A 21417-nucleotide genomic window follows, 5' to 3' on the forward strand; every position below is an offset into this window, starting at 1 on the left:
GTTCGCTCGACTTGCATGTATTAGGCACGCCGCCAGCGTTCGTCCTGAGCCAGGATCAAACTCTCCAAAAGAATCGTTTGACTGCTCATAAATAATGTTGCCATAAAGGCAATTTGAATTAACGTTGACGTTTTTGTTTGTTTAGTTTTCAAGGAGCAAATGAAATAATGTCGCTTAAGCGACTTTTTATAATTTATCACACTCTCGATAGTTAAGTCAACAACTTTTTATCAAAAGTTTTAACTCATGTAATCTCGCGACTGTTTCAATATATTAACACCTAGAACTCCCAAAGTCAACAATCATTTTAAAAAAAGGCTCTGTTAAACTTGGTTGTTGATTTCCGTTCCAGGCACTTCGCGCACCTTAGGGCGACCGCTGAGCCTCCTCGACACTTCGTGTCCGCGGGGTCTCATCTGTCTCGCTTCTCCCGCAGGAGTCTTCGTGCCTTCCACTCCAATCAACCGGTCCTTAAAAATCAACATTGACCTTTAATACAGCCTAAAAAAAGAAAAAACCGTTCCCTTTTAATGGAGAACGGTCATTTCCTTTCATTAATATATGATTCATTTCGAAACTGCAATGATGTTTTCTTCTTTAAGATCTACAGTACCTTGTTTCTTAATAACCACTTGCTCATCTTGATCAAGATTTGTAAAGACAACTGGCGTTATAATAGAAGGAACTTGGTTTTTAACATAATCTAAATCCACTTTTAGAAGAGGTTGTCCAGCTTCCACTTTGTCATTCTCAGCTACTAACGCTTCAAACCCCTTACCTTTTAGGTTAACTGTATCGATACCAACATGAATTAAGATTTCACGGCCACCATCAGAAAGAATTCCAATAGCGTGTTTTGTTGGGAACAAGTTTACAATCTTCCCTTTGACAGGGGAAACGATTGTACCTTCTGAAGGAAGAATCGCAAACCCATCGCCCATCATTTTTCCTGAAAAAACAGCATCAGGTACTTCTGTAATTGACTTTATTTCACCTTTAATCGGGGAAACAAATACTTCATCTGCTATTTTATTTCTTAAAACTTCTGGAGTTACTTCTTCAATTTGCTGTTCAACGCCCTTTTCAGTTTCTTTTACCACAGCAACCGGTCTTTTACCACTCATGATATCCTTCATTTGCCCTTTAATTGTCTCAGAACGAGGTCCAAAGATAGCTTGAATGTTGTTACCTACTTCCAGGACTCCTGCAGCACCTAACCTTTTTAACTCATCTTTATCGACATTCTTTATATCATTTACAGAAACACGTAAGCGAGTGATACAAGCATCTAAGTGTGCAATATTTCCTTTACCGCCCATTGCCTCAAGGATTTGGTAAGGTAAATCACTGCCTTTAGACTGGCTGCCTTCAACTTCTGCTGACTCATCTTCACGTCCAGGTGTTTTAAGATTAAATTTACGGATAGCAAAACGGAAACCAAAATAGTAAATAACCGCAAACGCTAAACCAACTGGAATGACAAGCCATGCATTCGTTTGTGGATTAATTAATCCGAAAAGAATGTAGTCAATCAGACCACCTGAAAAAGTCATACCAATCTTTACATTCAACAGATGCATAGTCATAAATGATAAACCAGCGAAAATCGCATGGATTCCAAATAACACTGGCGCAACAAACAAGAATGAAAACTCAAGCGGTTCTGTAATACCTGTTAAAAATGAAGTTAGAGCTGCTGATACCATAAGGCCGCCAACAAATTTCTTTTTCTCCGGACGTGCTTCTTGGTAAATCGCTAACGCTGCAGCCGGTAATCCAAACATCATGAATGGGAATTTACCAGTCATAAATGTACCGGATGTTAAGTTTTGTACATTATCTGTAATTTGTGCCATGAAAATACGTTGGTCACCGCGAACGACTTCCCCTGCTGCTGTTACATACTGACCAAATTCGTACCAGAATGGCGAGTAGAAAATATGATGCAGCCCAAATGGAATTAACGAACGTTCAATTACACCAAAAATAAAGGCTGATAATGTTAAGTTTGCATGTACCATGTTTTGCGAGAATGCATTTAAACCATCCTGAATCGGAGGCCAAATAATCAACATAATTAATCCTAAAACAATGGCAGATGCAGCTGTAATAATCGGAACAAAACGCTTTCCAGCAAAGAATCCTAAATAGGATGGCAACGCAATTTCAAAGAATTTATTATACATAGCTGCAGCTAAAATCCCAACGATAATCCCCCCGAAGACTCCGGTTTGTAATGTAGGGATACCAAGGATGCTTGCAAAGTTTAATCCGTTAACATCCTCTGCAGTAATACCTAAAACAGTACCCATTGTTACATTCATAATTAAGTAACCAATAATCGCAGCAAGCCCGGCAGTCCCTTCTCCTCCTGCTAGCCCAATAGCTACTCCGACAGCAAACAACAGCGGCAGGTTACCAAAAACAATATTTCCTGCTTGCTGCATGACAGCCGCAATGAGATGCACCGTACTGTTATCTAGAAATGGTGCAATTTCTAATAATGTCGGGTTTAGAAGCGCAGCCCCTAACGCAAGTAATATACCTGCAGCTGGAAGTAACGCAACTGGCAGCATTAAAGCTTTTCCGACTTTTTGCAGAACACCAAAAGCTTTTTTAAACATATCAAAACCTCCAAGTTTTTTATTTCGGTAAACTCATAAGCGTTTTCAAAAGTGGTTTTTTTACAAAATAAAAAGGCATGAGCAAAAGAAAAAATTGAAAATACGATTATCTTTAGGTATACAATACCCAAAAATCATCATTTCAATTATCTTCTTTTACTCATGCCTGATCGAATCAGTAACACGTATAAGAACGATAGCTTTATTAAATTTTCTTCTTTTGTAACCTTTGCAGATGCATGGTTAGATAAATCGCCTCTGCATCATAAACAGGTTTTTGAAGATACTTTTGCATTACTTTTATGAGCTTCCATGAGAGATTATAGCATATCGGATATTCTGATTTCAAGAAGGAATTTATATTTCCTTGTTCTTCTACAGTTTCTCCGGCATTAATTCTTTCAATTGCAAACCTTAAATGGCGAACGAGCCGTAAATAATCCATACTTTCCTTGTCTATTATTATCTCTAATTGCTCTTCTATTAATTCAACTAATGATGTAATTAACTGAGAATGGCGATTTACATCAGAAAGTTCTTTATTCATAATAGCGCTATGAATATGCAGCGCAATGAAACCGATTTCATCATCTGGCAAATGAATGCCTGTTTTCTTCTCAATTAACGTGACTACTTCTTTTGCTGTGCTGTACTCCATTGGATACAAGGCCTTTGTTTCATGTAAAAATGGGTTTTTCATTTCTAAGCCGGTTGATAAACGTTTAATTGCGAACATTAAATGGTCTGTTAAACCGACATGGATATGCTCATTTAATGCCGTCCCAGTTCTTTCTTTGATATGGTGGATAGCAGTAATGATTGTTTCCAATAAATCGTTTTCAATAAAGGGCAATAATTTAAGATAGTTTTCTTGTTCCTTCTCGTTTTTCAGCACAAACGTTTTCTCAGCATCAGATTGATCAATCATATCCCCTTGTTTTCGGTTGAAACCAATTCCCTTACCGATTAACACAACTTCACCATAGGATGAATGTTCTCCAATTAATACATTGTTATTTAATACCTTCTGGACAATTAGATCAGCCATAATTTCTCCTCAGCATATAATGACTTTCACAACTCTTATATTATAGAAACATAATGTTTTAAGTCAAACTTTTTTTAAAATAGTATTTATTGAATCCTTTTTGCTGCCTATTTATAAAAATAAGGTTTTGTTAATGCACTATGTTGCTAAGCCAGATTTTTAACTTATTCGTGTGAAATGAACATTTCACACGCCTTTCAGCTACACTGAAAGGTTGCTCTATTGTCATGAAATACAGCTTAAATGAGTCAATAATTAACAATATTAAAAGCCGGCTAAATCCATAGCCGGCTTAACTTTATTACTAACTAAAAATAAAGTATAAAATAAATATGACAAAGAATAAATACATAATTGGATTAATTTCTTTTGCCCTTCCTGAAACAATCATCGTAATCGGATAGAAAATAAACCCAACTGCAATACCTGTTGCAATACTGTAAGAAAGAGGCATAATAATGATTGTTAAAAAGGCAGGAACGGCTAGTTCAAATCTTGTCCAGTCAATTTTCCCAAGTGACGAAACCATTAACACACCTACAATAATCAGCGCTGGTGCAGTTACCGCAGAAGTAACAACCTGTAACAACGGGAAGAAGAAAAGTGACAATAAGAAACATGCAGCTGTAACAAGTGAAGCAAAACCGGTCCTTGCACCTGCTGCAACCCCTGCAGACGACTCAACATACGATGTAACTGTTGAAGTTCCAAGTATCGACCCCGTTACAGAAGCAACGGAATCCGCCAATAATGCTTTGCCTGCTCGAGGGAGCTTATTATCTTTTACAAATCCAGCTTGATTAGCTACAGCAACTAATGTACCAGCGTTATCAAAGAAATCAACAAATAGAAAAGTTAGAACAATTCCAAGCATGGCTGCTGAATAAAAAGATGGGTCACTAAATGATGAAAATAGTGCACCGAACGTCGGCTCAAGGCTAGGAACTTTATCAACAACCTTAGTTGGCGTTTCAATTAAACCGAAAATCATACCGACAATAATCGAAATAATCATTCCATAAAAAACACCGCCTCTTACCCCTCTAACCATAAGGATAACAGTCACTAATATACCGAAAATAGAAAGCAGTGTATTAGGTGCAGATAAATCACCAATTCCAACAAGTGTTGCATCGTTATTAACAATGATACCTGATGTTTGTAAGCCAATAAACGTAATAAATAAACCAATTCCAGCCCCTACTGCATACTTTAATTCAGCCGGAATAGCGTTAATCAATTTTTCGCGCAGACCTGTTAACGTCAGGATCAAGAAGAACACACTGGAAATGAAGACAGCTCCAAGTGCATGCTGCCAAGGGACTCCACTTCCAAGAACGACTGTATAAGCAAAAAATGCATTCAAACCTAAACCAGGTGCAAGTGCAAGCGGATATCTGCCAAGCAGACCCATAATAATACTGCCAATTGCAGCAGACAATGCTGTTGCTACAAAGACTGCCCCATAGTCCATTCTTAACGCATCAGGCAAATCCGGAACATCCGCTAATGTTAATGTAATAGGATTTACCACTAAAATATATGCCATAGCGAGAAAGGTTGTTAATCCACCAATAATTTCACGGCGATAGTTTGTGCCGAGTTCTTCAAACTGAAAATACTTCTTCAAGTTAATCCCCCTTTATCTATTGTCATTTCAAAACAATCTTGCACGATAATTGCACTCACACATCCATTTATTATATCTGTCCACCGGATGCATTTATACGAGATTTTTAACAAAATCAAATAGCACTCCAATTCATATCGAAGTGCTTGACTACAAAAAATGACAATAAAAGGAGATTACTGCATTTTATTATCAAATCGTAGTCAAGCTATTTACGGTAGCTTGGTAGAAACTTTTGGGCCATATTCCCAATATTATACGAATTCTTATATGCTATTTATCTTTCCGAAAAATATTATATCAATATATATTAATGAACGTCAATAAGAAAATACGAATGTTTTTTAATTTAATTTATCATAATGTTCGTGTTTTTTTCTGTTTTATCAGAGGATATTCTGATATACGAAACTAAAAAGCATTACTGTTTCTCTTATTAAGAGAACACAGTAATGCTAATTGAGATTCTATCTTATTCCCATTCAATTGTTGCAGGCGGTTTACTTGTAATATCATACACTACCCGATTGACGTGAGCCACTTCATTCACAATACGTGTGGAAATAACCTCTAGTACATCCCAAGGAATACGAGCCCAATCTGATGTCATTCCATCAATGGAAGTTACAGCACGAATACCGATTGTGTAATCGTACGTACGAGCATCTCCCATAACCCCTACACTTCGAATATCCGGAAGAACCGTAAAGTATTGCCAAATCTCGCGCTCCAATCCAGCTTTTCTAATTTCTTCACGTAAAATATAATCTGATTCACGAACAATTTCTAACTTGTCCTCAGAAATAGCACCTAATACACGAATACCAAGTCCAGGACCAGGGAATGGCTGTCTCCAGACAATTTCATCCGGAATTCCAAGCTCTGTTCCTAAGGCACGAACTTCGTCTTTGAACAGTGTATTTAATGGCTCAATCAGCTCAAACTGCATATCCTCAGGCAGTCCACCGACATTATGATGCGATTTAATCGTTTGCGCAGTGGCTGTACCGCTCTCAATAATATCTGTATATAAAGTACCTTGTGCAAGATAATCAATACCCTCAAGCTTTGTTGCTTCATCATCAAATACATAAATAAACTCATTACCAATGATTTTACGTTTTTTCTCAGGATCGCTAACACCTTCAAGCTTCGATAAGAAACGGTCCTTAGCATCCACTTTAATGACATTCATATGGAAGCCTTCCGCAAAGGTCTTCATAACACTTTCCGCTTCACCTTTTCGTAAAAGACCATGGTCAACAAAGATACATGTTAATTGATCGCCAATTGCTTTATGAATTAAAACAGCTACTACTGAAGAATCAACTCCGCCGCTTAACGCACATAATACTTTTTTATCTCCAACTGTTTGGCGGATTTTTTCCATTTCGATTTCAATAAAGTTTTCCATAGACCAGTCGCCTTTACATCCGCAGACAGCGAAAACAAAATTCTTCAACATCTCTGAACCATATACAGAGTGCTGCACTTCTGGATGGAATTGAACCGCATATAAATTTCTTTCCTCATCACTCATAGAAGAGATTGGGCATGAAGGACTTGTTGCATCAATTCTAAAGCCTTCAGGAGCTTCTACAACAAGGTCTCCATGACTCATCCAGACCACTTGCTCTGCCGGCAGGTCCCCAAAAAGCTTTGATTGGTTTTGAACCATAATATTGGCCTTGCCATATTCGCGATGTTTCGCAGGTTCTACCTTGCCATTAAAATGTTTGGTCATTAACTGCATACCGTAACAAATACCTAATAGTGGCAGACCAAGCTCAAAAATAGCCTCATCACAGCCAAAAGCATTCGCATCATATACACTGTTTGGACCACCGGAGAAAATGATTCCCTTTGGATTCATCTTTTTAATTTCTTCTGCCGTAATGGTATGCGGATGCAGCTCACTGTACACCCCAAATTCCCTGATTCTTCTTGTTATTAACTGATTATATTGACTGCCAAAGTCTAGTACGATAACCATTTCCTGATTATCAAGCAATGCCTTCCCCATCAGCTTTTTCACCTCATTGATTTATTGTCATACTTTTATTCTTCACCAAATACTATAAATCTCCACATTAAAAATGAAAATAATATTTTTAATGCTTGTCCTTGCAATATCTTTTAATAAAAAAAGGAATTCCCTCCATGCAGAAGGCAGAATTCCTAAAAGATCTAGTTCCCTGTCTTCATAGTCAAATCATTTACGGTGATTTGGTAGAAACTCTCGAACCATATTATCGAATTTATATGAAGTATCAAATTATTAGTACGAATGTTATTGTACCAACAGGGCATTTTTGTGGTCAAGCTATTGTCTTTTTTATTAAATTTTCCCATAATTCTTTCACTTCAAGCCAAGTACCTTTTTTTATTTGATTCCCGTAGAGATACTCTTCATATCGTTTTGTTAACAGGGTCATTTCAGTTGTTGAATAATGTTCATCAACCTTCTTCGCATATTCCCTTAACGTTTGTCCAGTATCTCTTGTCATACCAATCCGATTCAGCTGCTTTAGTAAAACGTCATATGCAGCAAGGAAAGCATCATCCTTCTCGGCATATTTTAATTTTCTAATATAATAAAAAGAAAGCCACTTTGAACGAGTGCAATAAATATAAAAGAATGCCAGCAAGAGCACTAAAACAAGTAACATTGACCAGACCCAGCTATAGGCAAACAACCCCTCCGCATTCGCGCCAGCAGTATTACGCTTGTTTTCTTTTTCCTCTTTCTTTACTTCCTCATTTTGCTCATTTTCGATTTCCTCCTGCTGTTCCAGCTGTACAGAAGCTTCCGTTCCTTCTTGTTTCTCATCCTCTTCAATATTAGCAGCTGCTTCATTGGCGAATCCAGGAGTAGGCTCAAACGGAACCCAGCCTATCTGCGGGAAATACACTTCAACCCAGGAATGAGCATTATTATTCGTGATTTCATACTTATATAAATTGCCTTCCATTCCCGTAAATCTTCCTTCGGTATAGCCTTTTACCCATCTTGCCGGGATATCCAGTGAACGTAATAACACAACCATGGAAGTAGAGAAATTATCGCAATACCCCTTCATCGTTTCAAACAAAAATTGATCAACATAATCCTCATCTTCATTCGGAATAGCTACATCATTCAAAGAATAGGAATATTGGTTTGTTTTAAAATATTGTTCAAGCGCTTTCGCTTTATCATAGTTATTTGTTTTTCCCTTTGTTATCTTAACGGCCAATTCTTTTACTCTTGATGGCAGATGAGCAGGTAGCTGCGTATACCGCAGCATAAAAGATGCATCCAATAAGGCTGAATTGCCGCTAACACTTGTCCTTAACATATCCTCAGTATAAAAAGGAATCTCGTATGTTAAAGAATACTCCTCTAGCGAAGCAGATTTTGGTCCTTGATAGGAGTAAATCTTTTCTATTGATGAATCTAATTCAAAGGAATAGCCTCTATCTGATTGAATCTTCGTTACTCCCAATGGATACAAAAGATGAGAATAGTCTTTTAATTGATGTACAGTACTCGTTTCAGGAACTGATTGTTCATAATTTACCCCTTCGACAAACGAAGTGATAGGTATTTGACGATTACCAGAAAATCGAATATTCTTTAATTCATCCTCAGACTGAACCCACCCTTTACCGGTGTACACATCCTTTGTTTCTACCTTCCAGTAATGAGGAGATTCAACGATGGTTTGAAAAACTACAGTAGAGTCACCGGTGATGGAGCCGCCTAATTGTGTATCATCCTCGCCATAGCCGACCTTTTTCATCGTCCCCATTCCATTAAATACCTTAAGATATGGCACCGGATCTGGCCAAATCGGTTGAGCCTTTGGAAGGATGTATCCGAGAAAAGAGCTAAATAAAACTATCATCGATAAAAACAACAGCCATTTACGGAAAACAATCGTTTCTTTTTTTAGCTTTTCTTTATTATACTGACGCTGAAACGTTAGAATCCCAATAATGATAAAACCAATAAGTACAATCCGAACCATACTCCCGCTAGCATCATAGGGTGTAAATGTATCAAGAAAGGCAACATAAACAATCGTCATAAAGAAAAAAAGAAAAATTTGCTTTCGTCTAAAGAGCCAATATTCCAAGAGATACACCATCATCCATAGAACAATAAAAAAGGCTAAACTTCTAAATAAATGCGTTAATGCCTGCAAGTTCCCATCAAACATATAACCTATATTTAATTTAATATCTTTAATAAAAAGAGAAAGCCAATCTATTGAAAGGAAACCTTCTTCAAAATAAAGAAATTGAAGAAAGAAAAGAATGGCACCTCCCTTAAGTAGAAAATTCACATAAATAGGTGCCCGCAAAAAGAAGAGTAGAAAACAGAGAAGAAGAAACAAAAGAAATACCCAAATATCTGCTGTTTCCGATAAGATTTTTATCGGCCAGATCCATTCCAGCAATAAAAGAAAGCCCAAACCGTATAATAATAAAGACATTACGTCATGCCATTGCTTCATCCTCTTCCCGCCTCCATCAGACCAGCAGCAAATTGTTCCTTGTAGACAAAGGTGATGTTCATTCCATGTTTTTGGGCTTTTGATTTGATTACCTGTTCAGCAGATGTAATGACTTCTCCAACATCCTTAATGATAAAAATGGTTACTGGGCATCCTCTTGCCATCATTTTTCTAGCCGACTCAATAAGTAAGGTTGATAACTGAGCTGTCACGACCACAAAGCTAAGCTTATGCTGCAGTAAAAAGCTGTCCGTGCTAAGGACTTTATCAAATACAATAGGAGAATCATCCTTCGCTTTGGCCAAAGAGTAAAACAGCAGTTGTCTGCCGACAGCACCGCCTTGAAAAGGAATAGCCGCTCTTTCCTTTCCTACAGCTAAAAAACCAATATGTGAGCCTTTTTGAAGGATTGCTTGTCCAATTGATGCCGTAAACGAAACAATCGTTTCAAACCGATAATCCTTCGTACAATCCATTACGATGATAAAATCATTTGACTGGTGCTGTTCAAACTCCTTTGTAACCATTCCATTGCGCCTCGCTGACGCTTTCCAGTTAATCCAGGAAAACCGGTCTCCTCGTTGGTATTCTCGAATCCCTGCAACCATAGAGGCTTCTCTTTGGATTCGATTATTCGAAACTCTCATTCCGTGCTCATAATCATTACCATATTCAAAAATTAATTTTTCATAGGCAGGGTGGACTAATATACTTTCATTTAACTCCAAACGCTTCTCTTTTTCTATTAAACCAAGCAGGTCGCTTGTAAAAATCCTGACGGCCTGTAATTCATGCTCTCCTCTTGGCAGATCGGCAATCCTATATTCATACGTTATCTCTTTGCGAAATCCGGGAAAAAGAAACACTTTATGCTGATTCTCCTGTACAGCATTTCCCAAGGATTCACTTAAGCAGTCTTCTAAAACCATAAATATCAGGGGGAAAGCTTTATTTCTTTTTAAGGTTACTTTCACTATCAGCGTTTCATTTGCATGATAATCCCCTCTTGTCAAGCTTCTTTCAACCGAAAAATCCTCTAACGAATAAAAGGCAAGTAATAAGGCATAGAGGGAAAAGGGGAGAAAGCTGTAGAACAAAAACCAGCTGACAAAGCCGCCTTGAAACATGGCATAAGAAAACGTAATGACCAATAAGGTAAGCAAAATAGAAAGCTTCCAGAAATATCTCACCCGCTGGAAGAACGCCCCCATTTTACATCACCCTCTGAACAGGAACCGCTACATTCTCAATCATGTCACTTAACAGGTCCTCCGTTAAGATACCAGCAAATTTAGCTTCAGACTTAAGAATAATCCGGTGCGCAAAAACAGCTGGTACTAAGAGCTGTATATCATCAGGTAGCACATAATCTCTGCCGCACATAAATGCGTAGGCCTGGGCTGCTTTCATTAAAGCAATCGATCCCCTCGGGCTGACCCCCATATAGACATTTTCGTGGTTTCTCGTTTGATTGGCCATTTCAACAATATAGCGCTTCATTGTTTTATCCACATGAACATGTTTAATCTGATTTTGGAGATTTCGGAGTTCTTGTATGCTAATCACAGGCTTAACATCCTCAATCGGAGGCTTCTGCTGTACCCGATTTAAGACTTCAATCTCTTCCTCCTGATCCGGGTATCCCATCCTCAGTTTTAAGAGAAAGCGGTCCAATTGAGCCTCTGGAAGCGGGTAGGTTCCTTCATAATCGGTTGGATTCTGCGTAGCCATAACAAAAAAGGGCTTTTCTAATCGATGTGTTACCCCGTCAATCGTAACACTCGCTTCCTCCATCGCTTCTAGGAGGGCAGACTGCGTTTTCGGGGAGGTTCGGTTAATTTCATCAGCTAAAATGATATTAGCCATCAAAGGCCCAGGAATGAACTGAAATTCCATTTCTTTTGGATTATAGATTGATACCCCTGTAACGTCTGAAGGCAGTAAATCCGGAGTAAATTGTATTCGCTTGAAATTGGCTCCAACTGATTTCGCCAGCGCCCGTACCATCATCGTTTTTCCTACACCTGGAACATCCTCCAGCAGTACGTGTCCTTCTGCCAATAATGCCACCAAGCTCAATTGGGCTACATTCCGCTTTCCAATCATTACTTTTTCAATATTATATAAAATCCTCTCTACAATTGGATTCATGACATCCATTGTCATGTTCTCTCCTCCCGCCTTTGTCTAAATGATGATGCAAACCTCTCCCCTAACCGATAAATTATCCCTTATAATTATACTTTATTTAATAAATTCATTCTATTCTGTAAATTACACTTATCCATAGTTTAATATTTTTGTAAAATAATTGCAAAAATTGAAGCGCATCCTCCTTTTTTATTATTAAGAAAACTCAAATATGCAATCAAAAACAACATCTGGAGACGAGTTAGCTAAATTAAAAAGGGAATTAAATAATTATCTTCAATTCAATGAACTTACTCATAAGAGGATACACAGATTAGTAAATCAAATTGAAATTAAAAGAGACAGATTACCGAGAATTATTTATCGCTTTGCAAACGAATCACTTTGATGATTTAATAAGAAATGCTCGTCTAAATAAGGAATAAATAAACGAACTTTTCTATACTTTGTTAGCAACGCGCAGCACTCGACATGTGTTGAATGTAAAGTGTAAACAGATTTACGATGTGCCCCCTAATTAAATAACCAGATACTTATATGATCAACCCCATTTTTTAATAAAAAACGACACAGATAAGAATCTGCGTCGTTTTTTCGCTGATTTATACACCTACATAAACGCGGCGTGCTACACGTTCAACTTCTTCTGCCACTTTCTCATGTACTTCTGGTTGAAGTGGATCTGGTACGAGATCTCCATGTTTTGTACAAGAAGCGATGGCTTCTGCTGCAGCAACAAGCATTTCGTGGTTCACTACTTTACTTTTAGCATTAAGGGCTCCTCTAAAAATCCCTGGGAAACCAAGAACATTATTAATAGAGCGTCCGTCTGCCGCATAGGCAGCGCCAGCTCCTAATGCTGCTTCAGGCTCAATTTCTGGTTTTGGGTTTGATAAAGCTAGAATGACTTGTCCTTCTTTGACAAACTCTTTTTTAATAAGACCAGGAACACCTGTTGTGGCAATAACAATATCACATGTTTCCATTAGCTCTTGAATGTTTAATGTAGTTTGTCCACCATATTGTTTTAAACGATTCATTGCCGCTTCTGATTTGTCCGTTCCATAAACAGCTTGTACACCATAGGCCATAAACATACGACAAATCGCAATGCCTGCAGCGCCAAGGCCGATTTGTCCTATTTTGGCTTCTTTTAAGCTAATTCCTGCGCTCTTGCAAGCGGATATAACTGCTGCAAGTGTAACAACTGCTGTACCATGTTGATCATCATGCATAATAGGGATGTTTAATTCTTCTTTTAAACGGTCTTCCACTTCAAAGCAATGTGGTGAACCAATATCTTCAAGAAGAATTCCCCCAAAGCCAGGTGCGATATTTTTCACTGTACGAATAATTTCTTCGGGATCTGTTGTATCAAGTAAAATGGGCACCCCGCTAATTCCTGCTAGCTGGTCAAAAAGAGCAGCCTTCCCTTCCATAACAGGCATCCCTGCAACAGGTCCGATATTTCCCAGTCCAAGAATGGCTGTTCCATCGGTTACAATCGCTACCGTGTTACTAATGGTTGTATAGATTTCAGCTTTATCTGGTTCTCTTTGAATAAGGTTACATACATCAGCAACACCTGGTGTATACACACGTCGCAGTTCTGCTAGTGAATTGATTGGCATCTTACTTTTCATAGCAATCTTACCGCCTTCATGGGCCGAAAGAACTTCGTCTGAAACCGTATGAAGCTTAATGCCCTCTTCTAACCCTTCAACAGCTTTAATCACATCATTTAACTGTTCTTCTGTGTCTACTTGTACCGTAATATCACGCATGGTATAGGTTGGACCAACTTTTACGGTTTTCACTTCACCGATGTCGCCCCCTGCAAGACCAATAGCTGTTGCGACTTTTCCTAGATTTCCTGGAACATTAGGTGTTTCAATCATAAGTGTACGAATCATATGTTTAGTAATCATTTGCTACTTTCTCTCCTTTATATTCTGTCTCATCTGAAGGTGAATTTTCATCTACATACCAAATAAATTTCCCTGTATATCCATATATAAGCGCAAGTCCTAATGCTACAAAACTAAGCCACATAAATGGTAAGTAGGAAAAGGTTGAAATTCCAAGGATACCTGCCATATATATCCCATTATCAGACCACGGAACCATACCAGACGTTAATGTGCCACCCACTTCTGTGTTACGTGATAGAATCCGGCGATCCAGCCTCAGCCTATCGTAACTATCCTCCATAATTTTTGGAGTCAAAATTAACGATACATACATCGCACAACCTAATACATTTCCTAGAAATGCTACAATTAAAGTGGACAATGTCACGTTTCCTGCAGATGTCAGTTTCTTTTCAAAAGTGGCTATAATCACTTTTAATACGCCTAGCTTTTCTAAAAGTCCACCAAATCCTAGACCAAATATTATAACCACAAGTGTGTCAAGCATACCGACAATCCCACCGCGATTTAGGATACCATCCATAAACGCTACACCCGTATCAATTGCAAAACCTTTGTAAGCGATATTGATTGCATCCGCAAAATCAATCCCTTGAAATACAGATGCCCAAATCGCTCCTAATAGAGCACCAATAACAATAACAGGCATAGATGGTTTTTTTAACGCTAAAAGTACTACAACAATAACAGCTGGAATCAGCATCAGAATCCCGATATCAAAATATTGTTGTAATGAAGTTTTAAAAAACTCCACTTTCTCTGTATCAATGTTTCTTCCGCCATATACAAATCCAGTAAGGGTAAATAAGATAGCTGTAATAACAAATGCGGGAATGGACAAGACCATCATGGCTCGCACATGGCGTAAAATATCTACCTTTGAAAGTGATGAGGCAAGTACTGTACTATCAGATAGTGGTGATAGCTTGTCTCCAAAATACGCACCAGACAATACAGCTCCCGCTACTAGCGGAAGTGGCATCCCTAGGCCTTCTCCAATGGCAATCATTGCGATACCGGCTGTTCCGACTGTTCCCCATGATGTCCCTGTTGCAATAGACATAATAGAACAAATAATTAGGGTTGCTAATAAGAAGATACTTGGGTGGATAAACTCTAATCCGTAATAAATAAGAGTTGGGACAACCCCGCCTGCAATCCATGTACCAATTAAAGCTCCTACAGATACAAGAATTAAGACAGCTTCTAATCCATTTGTGATCCCATCCATAATGGATTTTTGTAAATCTTGATACGAATGACCGAGTCGAACGCCTAGAATAATAACGAAAAACCATGAGATGAATAATGCCAATTGAATCGGTAAATCAAGAAACAGCGTAAATGAAAACACAAGCGCAAGAAATGCTCCTAATATAATGACAATTTCAGGTATGGTTGGTAACCTTACTTCCTTCATGCATAATCCCCCTAGTTAAAAATGGTGGTAAACCGTTTACATTTAGTACGATTGTAACGTATATGACTAGATTTCCTCATCCCCAAGCTTGCAACATTTAGTCCATACGTCCTTGTATAGACTAAATATTACAATTTCCCTTTTTATCTTTTATCAAAAAGCTCTTCCCCAGCAATTCCTGGTTTCGTCATTTCATAAGGATTTAAAATAACATCGAGCTCTTCTTCTGTTAATACATCATTTTGCAAGCAAAGCTCTCGAACAGACTTCCCTGTTAAGATGGCTTCTCTCGCAATACGTGCAGCTGGTTCATAGCCAAGATGCGGGTTCACTGCCGTAATAATCCCAACGCTTTTTTCCACATACTCTTTCATACGGGCTTCATTTGCTTGGATTCCTTTCAAGCAGTAATCTGTAAATGAACGGAATCCATTGTTCATAATGCTAATGGATTGAAGTAAATTAAAAACAAGCACTGGCTCCATCACATTTAATTCAAACTGACCTGCTTCAGAAGCTAAACAAATGGTATTGTCGTTTCCAATCACTTGGAATGCAATTTGGTTGATCAGTTCTGGCATAACAGGATTTACTTTACCTGGCATGATGGATGAACCAGGTTGGCGGGCAGGAAGGTTAATCTCATTTAAACCTGCTCTTGGGCCTGAAGCCATTAGACGAAGGTCATTCGCAATCTTAGACATGTTCATCATACATACTTTAAGAGCTGCCGACACTTCTGTATATGCGTCCGTATTCTGCGTTGCATCCACAAGATGATTTGCTGTCACAAGAGGTAAATCACTAATCCGTGCTAAGTGTTTCACAACAGATTGAATGTATTGCGGATCTGCGTTCAATCCTGTTCCTACGGCTGTTGCTCCCATATTTACTTCGTAAAGATGCTGACGAGATTGCTTAATTCTCTTTATATCGCGCTCTAGAACACGGCTATATGCTTCAAACTCTTGACCAAGTCGAATGGGCACCGCATCTTGAAGGTGTGTTCGACCCATTTTAATCACAGAATCAAACTCTACTGCTTTTTTCTTGAATATCTCTGTCATGTACTCCATCGTTTCAAGGAGCTTTTCAAGCATTTTTAATGTAGAAATATGAATAGCTGTTGGAAAAACATCATTGGTTGACTGTGACATATTCACATGAGAGTTCGGGCTTAAATAATGGTACTCTCCTTTATTGTGACCTAAAATTTCGAGTGCTCGATTTGCAATTATTTCATTGGCATTCATATTCATCGATGTCCCTGCTCCACCTTGAATGGGGTCAACAATAAACTGATCATGCCACTTGCCTTCTAGAATTTCATCTGCTGCTTGAACAATCGCATGGCCAAGCCCTTCATAGAGACGTTTCACCTCCATGTTCGCAAGGGCTGCAGATTTTTTCACAACGGCTAATGCTTTAATCATTTCTTCATGAATACGGTATCCTGTAATTGGAAAGTTTTCTGATGCACGAAGCGTTTGAATTCCATAATAAACATTTTCCGGTATTTCCTTTTCACCAAGGAAATCGTGCTCTATTCGATACTTTTGGTCCTTTTTCTCCATAACTTTCATCAAGTTTCCCCACTCTTCTTTACCTTTTTTATTTTGATCTATAGTTGGTATTTCTATCTTCTTTTAACAAAGAAAAGCTTTACTTCTCCAAAAACATATTCGTTTAAAAAACGGTCATCCATTTTTATCAGGCCAAGTTACAGCCGTTTATAAGACGACATAGTTGTTTTCCTGAATTTGTTGTAGATCATTGGCTATGGGTGTTTCCATCATTTGTTTTACTTGGTCCAAATTACTTGTCTTCCCAAGGGCCCACATCAGTTTCGTGACAATCGCTTCTGTATTCATATCCCTTGAGGAAATAATGAATTTTTTAGATAGCTTTCTTCCAACTTCATACCTTTGTAAGTCAGTCCCCTCCTCAAGACATTGAGTTGTAATCACAACGGCAACCCCAGCATCTATTAGTTCATTTATCTTTGGAAGGAGATTTCTCTTTTCAAATGGAATCCCTCCATTTCCGTAACTCTCTATGACTACACCTCGATAAGACTGTTTGATATAATCAAAAATCTCTGGTGTTATTCCAGGAAAAAGCTTTAATACAAACACATTGCTGCATATTGAAGTATCCAACTTTAAGGGACCGCTCTTACTTACCGGGATATGGGTTAAATAAACTACCTCTGAACCCTCTATACGAGCGATGTAGGGATAATTAATACTCATAAAGGCATTATCACTTTTTGATCGTACTTTAACCGCTCGCGTTCCACTAATCACCTTTCCATCAAAAACAACATACACTCCAGAAACATTCTCACAAGCGAACCTAATCGCATCAATCATATTCTTCTTCGCATCCGTTCCGTCAAAATCAATAGGAACCATAGATCCCGTTATGATTACCGGTTTGTCTAAGCTTTGGAGTATATAGGACAGTGCCGCTGAAGTATACCCTAACGTATCCGTCCCATGGGTAATGACAAACCCATCATACTGGTCATATTTGCTATAAATGGTTCGAGCAATTTCCAGCCAGTATTCCGGTTGCATATTTGTACTATCTAAATTCATTAAATTCATACTATGGAGCAATAACTCTTCGTTATTTTCAGGTAAATAACCAACCAAATCCTTATCTGTAATCCCTGGTGTGAGTCCTTCTTTTCCTTGAACCGAAGCAATCGTGCCACCTGTAGCAAGTAAAAGTATTCTTTTCATAACGGCCACCTTTCTAATCCCTACGTAAGTAATTTATTTTCCTTCTAAGTTAAGGCATAACAGAAGTTTCCTATAACATTACGCGTACTTTTTTATCAAAAACCAATGCACAAGTACGCAAAACGCGTACAACTGTGCATAAAATACCAAATGTTTTGGTATTTTTTAAAAAGCATATATGTTAAACCCTTTTTTAAAAAAACACTTTGAATTCAAGGAAACAGAATCTTGTCATTAAGGACATTATGTTCTAATTTTTTATTACATTATTTGGTGGGGGTTATGTCATAGGCAATAGGTGTTGCCATGATTTTTTTTACCTGTTCAGGTTCATTTGTCTGACCTAATGCCCACATTAATTTTGGAATAATCGCTTCTGTATTCATATCCCTTGTACGAATGATCATGTCCTCCGGCACTTTCCGGCTTACCTCGTACAAGCCCAAATCTTCACCTTCCTCGAGAACTTGGGTTGTAAAGACCACCGTAATACCTGAATGGATAAGTTCATGAATTTTTTGGACTAAGCTTCTTTCTTGAAAGGGGATTCCACCCGTTCCAAATGTTTCAATAACGATCCCTTTGTATAAGTTCTTTATGTAATCAAAAAGCTCAGGCTTCGTTCCTGGATGCAGTTTTAATAATAAAACATCCGGGCAAATAGAAGAATTAAATTTCATTTTCTTATCTTTTACAAAAGGAATCTTCCTTTGATAGGAAACCTCTGATTGATTCACACGAGCAATATACGGGAAATTAATGCTTTCAAATGCATCGTAGCTTTTCGTCCTTAATTTGACTACTCTTGTACCGATGATGACCAATCCACCAAAAACAGTAAAGACACCACCTACATCTTCACACGCAAATCGAACGGCATCGTTAATATTTGTTTTCGCATCAGTCCGCTTGTAATGAATGGGAATTTGAGACCCTGTTATGACAACAGGCTTGGCAAGGTTCTGTAACATATACGACAGGGCTGCGGACGTATATGCCATTGTATCTGTTCCATGAGTAATAACAAATCCATCATACCTATCATAATGTTCGTTAACTGCTTCGGCTATTTTAACCCAAGATTCTGGTTGCATATTTGTACTATCTACATTCATTAAGGTTTTACATTCGACCTTATATCTATCATATTGTTCAGGCAAATAGCTCACTATTTCCTCGGCGGGGATTTCTGGATATAGCCCTTCTTTCCCTAGTACAGATGCAATAGTACCTCCAGTAGTTAGCAAAAGTATTTTTTTCATACGAATTCCCCTTTTTTGAATCATTAAGGCATAATAAATTTAGCCATCTTTTGTTTTTTAATAGTAACAATGCATGATATCATAAAAATACTAATGAAGTTAACTTTTATAAGTATTAAGTCTAAGACATTTCAAACCTATTAAAAGCTATTACTACCTTTTTTTGAATCCGCCTCCATTCAACCGCTCCGAAAATACGCGTTTTGAGAACTTCTGTTTTAATTTTATAGAATTATCAGTAAAATTGCAAGATTTTTATTCAATACGCGAATATTTCACCTTTTCAGGCCTGCATCTATCAATAATCAATGCTATAATGATAATGATAATTTAGGGGGATACAAAACATGTTAACACGATTAGCTGAATTAAGGAAAAGTAGAAGGTGGACAATGCAGTATATATCTGATCAGCTTGGAATTGCAAAAAGCACCTATGCAGGATACGAGTCTGGATATCGCGAACCATCACTAGATACGATCAAAAGGATTTCAGAATTATATAAAACATCCGTTGACTATTTATTAGAAAGAACAGATGATTCATCCTTCCATCCTGAACAAGTACAGATAAATTTGCCTGTGGAATTAACAGATAAAACCCAATGGGCTAAAATTCAACTGGCCATTGACGAAAAGATCATCTCTCCTGAAGAATTGAATCATTTTATTGCGTTTGTACGGGCAAAACGGGAAATAGAGGAAAACGGACTTTAAATAATAGATAGAATAAAAGAAACTTTCATTTTAAGCATAAGATATGTAAAAACATAAACAGCCTAAAATAAATTCTGGAATTAAGGAATAGCAAACATACAGAAAAAACACTCCGCAAATTTCTTATTGATTTTTATTGGATAGCTTGTTTAAGATTAAGAGTTAAAATTGTTTAAGGACCTGATTAATCACACATTCCACCCACTGACTCATAGTAATATTCTCTTGTTCTGCTAATAGCTTAACTTCATTCAACCTCTTTATCGGCAGTTCTAAATTCGTTTTGCGATAAGCACTCCGAACAATAAATAACCCTTCAGCAACCTCAATTGTTCCTTCATTAATAAAAGGCAACAACTGTTCCAAAGTAAATGGAAGAGAATTTCGAATTATGTTCTCTCCTGCTTTCATCAAAATATATACACGCTGCTCATGCTCTCGACTCCCTAAGTTTTCAATCCCCCACAATTCATAAATAAAATCAATAATCAGAATCATAATATTCATTTTTCCGGACACAATCAGATTCCAAGGACTGAAACCATTCCTTTGCTTCCAGGATAGAAGAAACTAGTAAGTAAATTTGATTGATATAAACTTTGATATCAGAGCAAATATAAAGAGTGTATTTTGATTAGAACTTTTCAAAACACACTCTTATTTATGTAATAGCAACACCTTTTACTGACATTCTGGAGCATACCATTTTAATTAGGATCGCCATTTTATCTAGAAACTTGTTTTCTATTAGCCTTTGAAATTGTAAGCGTTTTCTATTATAATAATAAATGGGTTGGATGGCATGCGTGGCTATCATAGTATCTGGCGTAGGTGGGGCCGATACCGGGAGAAGAATGTAAAATGTCTTTGTAGTGAGATAGGTAACCTATCCGTTAATCACTGCGAAAAATCAATGATTCAGGATGGTTGGATTTACTTGGAATTCAACGTTCTATTAATAAGTAAGACGGAATTTCATTATTGTTTTGTAAATTCAATAAAAATGACGAGCATTTTACAACCGTTAATTTATAATGAGGTTAGAATGAATCCTGTGGAAAAGGTTTTCCTACATTGTTTTACAGGGAGGAATAAATAGTGGGTTTTTATGAAAAGTTACCTTCTGATTTTTTAATAGATTTTTATCACGAAATCATGAAAAACCTTGAAAAGGGACTATTAACGAAAAATATGTATTATGAATTGGGTGTAATTATTTCAGTTGCTAGCCAAAGGGGGCTTACATTAGGGAAATCAGGCGATTTCGAACAAATGGTGGATCAGAAAACTTTGGAGGATTTTATTCAATTTGCGCATAAATATAACAAAATAAAGGCTGCTTCGGTAACAGTTTGTGGACTTTAACCATGCAGCCACCAATAGAAAGAT

The 21417-nt window shown here is 37.6% G+C and carries 15 protein-coding genes, 1 rRNA gene and 2 riboswitches; of the genes, 2 read left to right on the forward strand and 14 right to left on the reverse strand.

Annotation, left to right across the window (positions count from 1 at the left end; all coding sequences use genetic code 11):
- From F4V44_RS22050 to F4V44_RS22110, 13 genes are all read right to left on the reverse strand, one after another.
- Positions 1 to 71, reverse strand: a 16S ribosomal RNA gene (locus F4V44_RS22050); the annotation flags it as partial.
- 495 nt (positions 72 to 566) lie between these two features.
- A complete protein-coding gene (gene ptsG, locus F4V44_RS22055) occupies positions 567 to 2624 on the reverse strand; it encodes a glucose-specific PTS transporter subunit IIBC (RefSeq protein WP_150442172.1) in 2058 nt (685 codons plus the stop codon).
- Between the two features lie 205 nt (positions 2625 to 2829).
- Positions 2830 to 3672 (reverse strand): glucose PTS transporter transcription antiterminator GlcT, encoded by an 843-nt coding sequence (glcT, locus tag F4V44_RS22060; protein WP_150442173.1) that lies wholly within the window; start codon positions 3670 to 3672, stop codon positions 2830 to 2832.
- Positions 3673 to 3976: 304 nt separating this feature from the next.
- A complete protein-coding gene (locus F4V44_RS22065; protein WP_150442174.1) occupies positions 3977 to 5302 on the reverse strand; it encodes an NCS2 family permease in 1326 nt (441 codons plus the stop codon).
- A gap of 180 nt (positions 5303 to 5482) precedes the next feature.
- Positions 5483 to 5584: riboswitch (purine riboswitch) on the reverse strand.
- A 190-nt stretch (positions 5585 to 5774) separates the two neighbouring features.
- Positions 5775 to 7328: a glutamine-hydrolyzing GMP synthase gene (guaA, locus tag F4V44_RS22070; protein ID WP_150442274.1), complete on the reverse strand. Its 1554-nt coding sequence runs from the start codon at positions 7326 to 7328 to the stop codon at positions 5775 to 5777.
- 158 nt (positions 7329 to 7486) lie between these two features.
- Positions 7487 to 7588, reverse strand: a riboswitch (purine riboswitch).
- Positions 7589 to 7620: 32 nt separating this feature from the next.
- Positions 7621 to 9801, reverse strand: coding sequence for a DUF4129 domain-containing transglutaminase family protein (locus tag F4V44_RS22075; RefSeq protein WP_150442175.1), 2181 nt, complete (start codon positions 9799 to 9801; stop codon positions 7621 to 7623).
- Positions 9798 to 11012, reverse strand: coding sequence for a DUF58 domain-containing protein (locus F4V44_RS22080; RefSeq protein ID WP_150442176.1), 1215 nt, complete (start codon positions 11010 to 11012; stop codon positions 9798 to 9800). The genes F4V44_RS22075 and F4V44_RS22080 overlap by 4 nt, the downstream gene beginning before the upstream one ends.
- A gap of 1 nt (position 11013) precedes the next feature.
- Positions 11014 to 11967 carry an AAA family ATPase gene (locus F4V44_RS22085; RefSeq protein WP_150442177.1) on the reverse strand — a complete coding sequence of 318 codons (954 nt, stop codon included), beginning with the start codon at positions 11965 to 11967 and terminating at the stop codon, positions 11014 to 11016.
- Between the two features lie 587 nt (positions 11968 to 12554).
- Positions 12555 to 13880 carry an NAD-dependent malic enzyme gene (locus F4V44_RS22090; RefSeq protein ID WP_150442178.1) on the reverse strand — a complete coding sequence of 442 codons (1326 nt, stop codon included), beginning with the start codon at positions 13878 to 13880 and terminating at the stop codon, positions 12555 to 12557.
- Positions 13870 to 15303 (reverse strand): Na+/H+ antiporter NhaC, encoded by a 1434-nt coding sequence (gene nhaC, locus F4V44_RS22095; protein ID WP_150442179.1) that lies wholly within the window; start codon positions 15301 to 15303, stop codon positions 13870 to 13872. The genes F4V44_RS22090 and nhaC overlap by 11 nt, the downstream gene beginning before the upstream one ends.
- 143 nt (positions 15304 to 15446) lie before the next feature.
- Positions 15447 to 16877 carry an aspartate ammonia-lyase gene (gene aspA / locus F4V44_RS22100; RefSeq protein WP_150442275.1) on the reverse strand — a complete coding sequence of 477 codons (1431 nt, stop codon included), beginning with the start codon at positions 16875 to 16877 and terminating at the stop codon, positions 15447 to 15449.
- Between the two features lie 156 nt (positions 16878 to 17033).
- Entirely contained in the window at positions 17034 to 18050 is a 1017-nt protein-coding gene (locus tag F4V44_RS22105) for an asparaginase (protein ID WP_150442180.1), read from the reverse strand.
- 266 nt (positions 18051 to 18316) lie between these two features.
- A complete protein-coding gene (locus F4V44_RS22110; RefSeq protein WP_150442181.1) occupies positions 18317 to 19312 on the reverse strand; it encodes an asparaginase in 996 nt (331 codons plus the stop codon).
- A 347-nt stretch (positions 19313 to 19659) separates the two neighbouring features.
- On the opposite strand from F4V44_RS22110, the gene F4V44_RS22115 reads away from it, so the two are divergent.
- Entirely contained in the window at positions 19660 to 20028 is a 369-nt protein-coding gene (locus F4V44_RS22115) for a helix-turn-helix domain-containing protein (RefSeq protein WP_150442182.1), read from the forward strand.
- A 162-nt stretch (positions 20029 to 20190) separates the two neighbouring features.
- Here the strand turns inward: F4V44_RS22115 and F4V44_RS22120 are convergent, their stop codons facing one another.
- On the reverse strand, positions 20191 to 20535 hold the full coding sequence (locus F4V44_RS22120; protein ID WP_150442183.1) for a hypothetical protein: 345 nt from the start codon (positions 20533 to 20535) through the stop codon (positions 20191 to 20193).
- A gap of 591 nt (positions 20536 to 21126) precedes the next feature.
- Here F4V44_RS22120 and F4V44_RS22125 point away from each other — a divergent pair.
- Positions 21127 to 21393, forward strand: a complete 267-nt coding sequence (locus tag F4V44_RS22125) for a hypothetical protein (RefSeq protein ID WP_150442184.1) — start codon at positions 21127 to 21129, stop codon at positions 21391 to 21393.
- Positions 21394 to 21417 lie beyond the last annotated feature (24 nt).

The sequence above is a fragment of the Niallia endozanthoxylica genome (assembly GCF_008710145.1).
GTDB lineage: Bacteria > Bacillota > Bacilli > Bacillales > Cytobacillaceae > Bacillus_BD > Bacillus_BD endozanthoxylica.

Bases quoted from the DNA above. Each gene is read 5' to 3' on its own strand.
- F4V44_RS22090 (WP_150442178.1), bottom strand. From the start codon at position 13,880: ATGATTACTAAACATATGATTCGTACACTTATGATTGAAACACCTAAT.
- F4V44_RS22115 (WP_150442182.1), top strand. From the start codon at position 19,660: ATGTTAACACGATTAGCTGAATTAAGGAAAAGTAGAAGGTGGACAATG.
- aspA (WP_150442275.1), bottom strand. From the start codon at position 16,877: ATGGAGAAAAAGGACCAAAAGTATCGAATAGAGCACGATTTCCTTGGT.
- F4V44_RS22105 (WP_150442180.1), bottom strand. From the start codon at position 18,050: ATGAAAAGAATACTTTTACTTGCTACAGGTGGCACGATTGCTTCGGTT.
- F4V44_RS22120 (WP_150442183.1), bottom strand. From the start codon at position 20,535: ATGAATATTATGATTCTGATTATTGATTTTATTTATGAATTGTGGGGG.
- ptsG (WP_150442172.1), bottom strand. From the start codon at position 2,624: ATGTTTAAAAAAGCTTTTGGTGTTCTGCAAAAAGTCGGAAAAGCTTTA.
- F4V44_RS22085 (WP_150442177.1), bottom strand. From the start codon at position 11,967: ATGACAATGGATGTCATGAATCCAATTGTAGAGAGGATTTTATATAAT.
- glcT (WP_150442173.1), bottom strand. From the start codon at position 3,672: ATGGCTGATCTAATTGTCCAGAAGGTATTAAATAACAATGTATTAATT.
- nhaC (WP_150442179.1), bottom strand. From the start codon at position 15,303: ATGAAGGAAGTAAGGTTACCAACCATACCTGAAATTGTCATTATATTA.
- F4V44_RS22080 (WP_150442176.1), bottom strand. From the start codon at position 11,012: ATGGGGGCGTTCTTCCAGCGGGTGAGATATTTCTGGAAGCTTTCTATT.
- F4V44_RS22075 (WP_150442175.1), bottom strand. From the start codon at position 9,801: ATGAAGCAATGGCATGACGTAATGTCTTTATTATTATACGGTTTGGGC.
- F4V44_RS22110 (WP_150442181.1), bottom strand. From the start codon at position 19,312: ATGAAAAAAATACTTTTGCTAACTACTGGAGGTACTATTGCATCTGTA.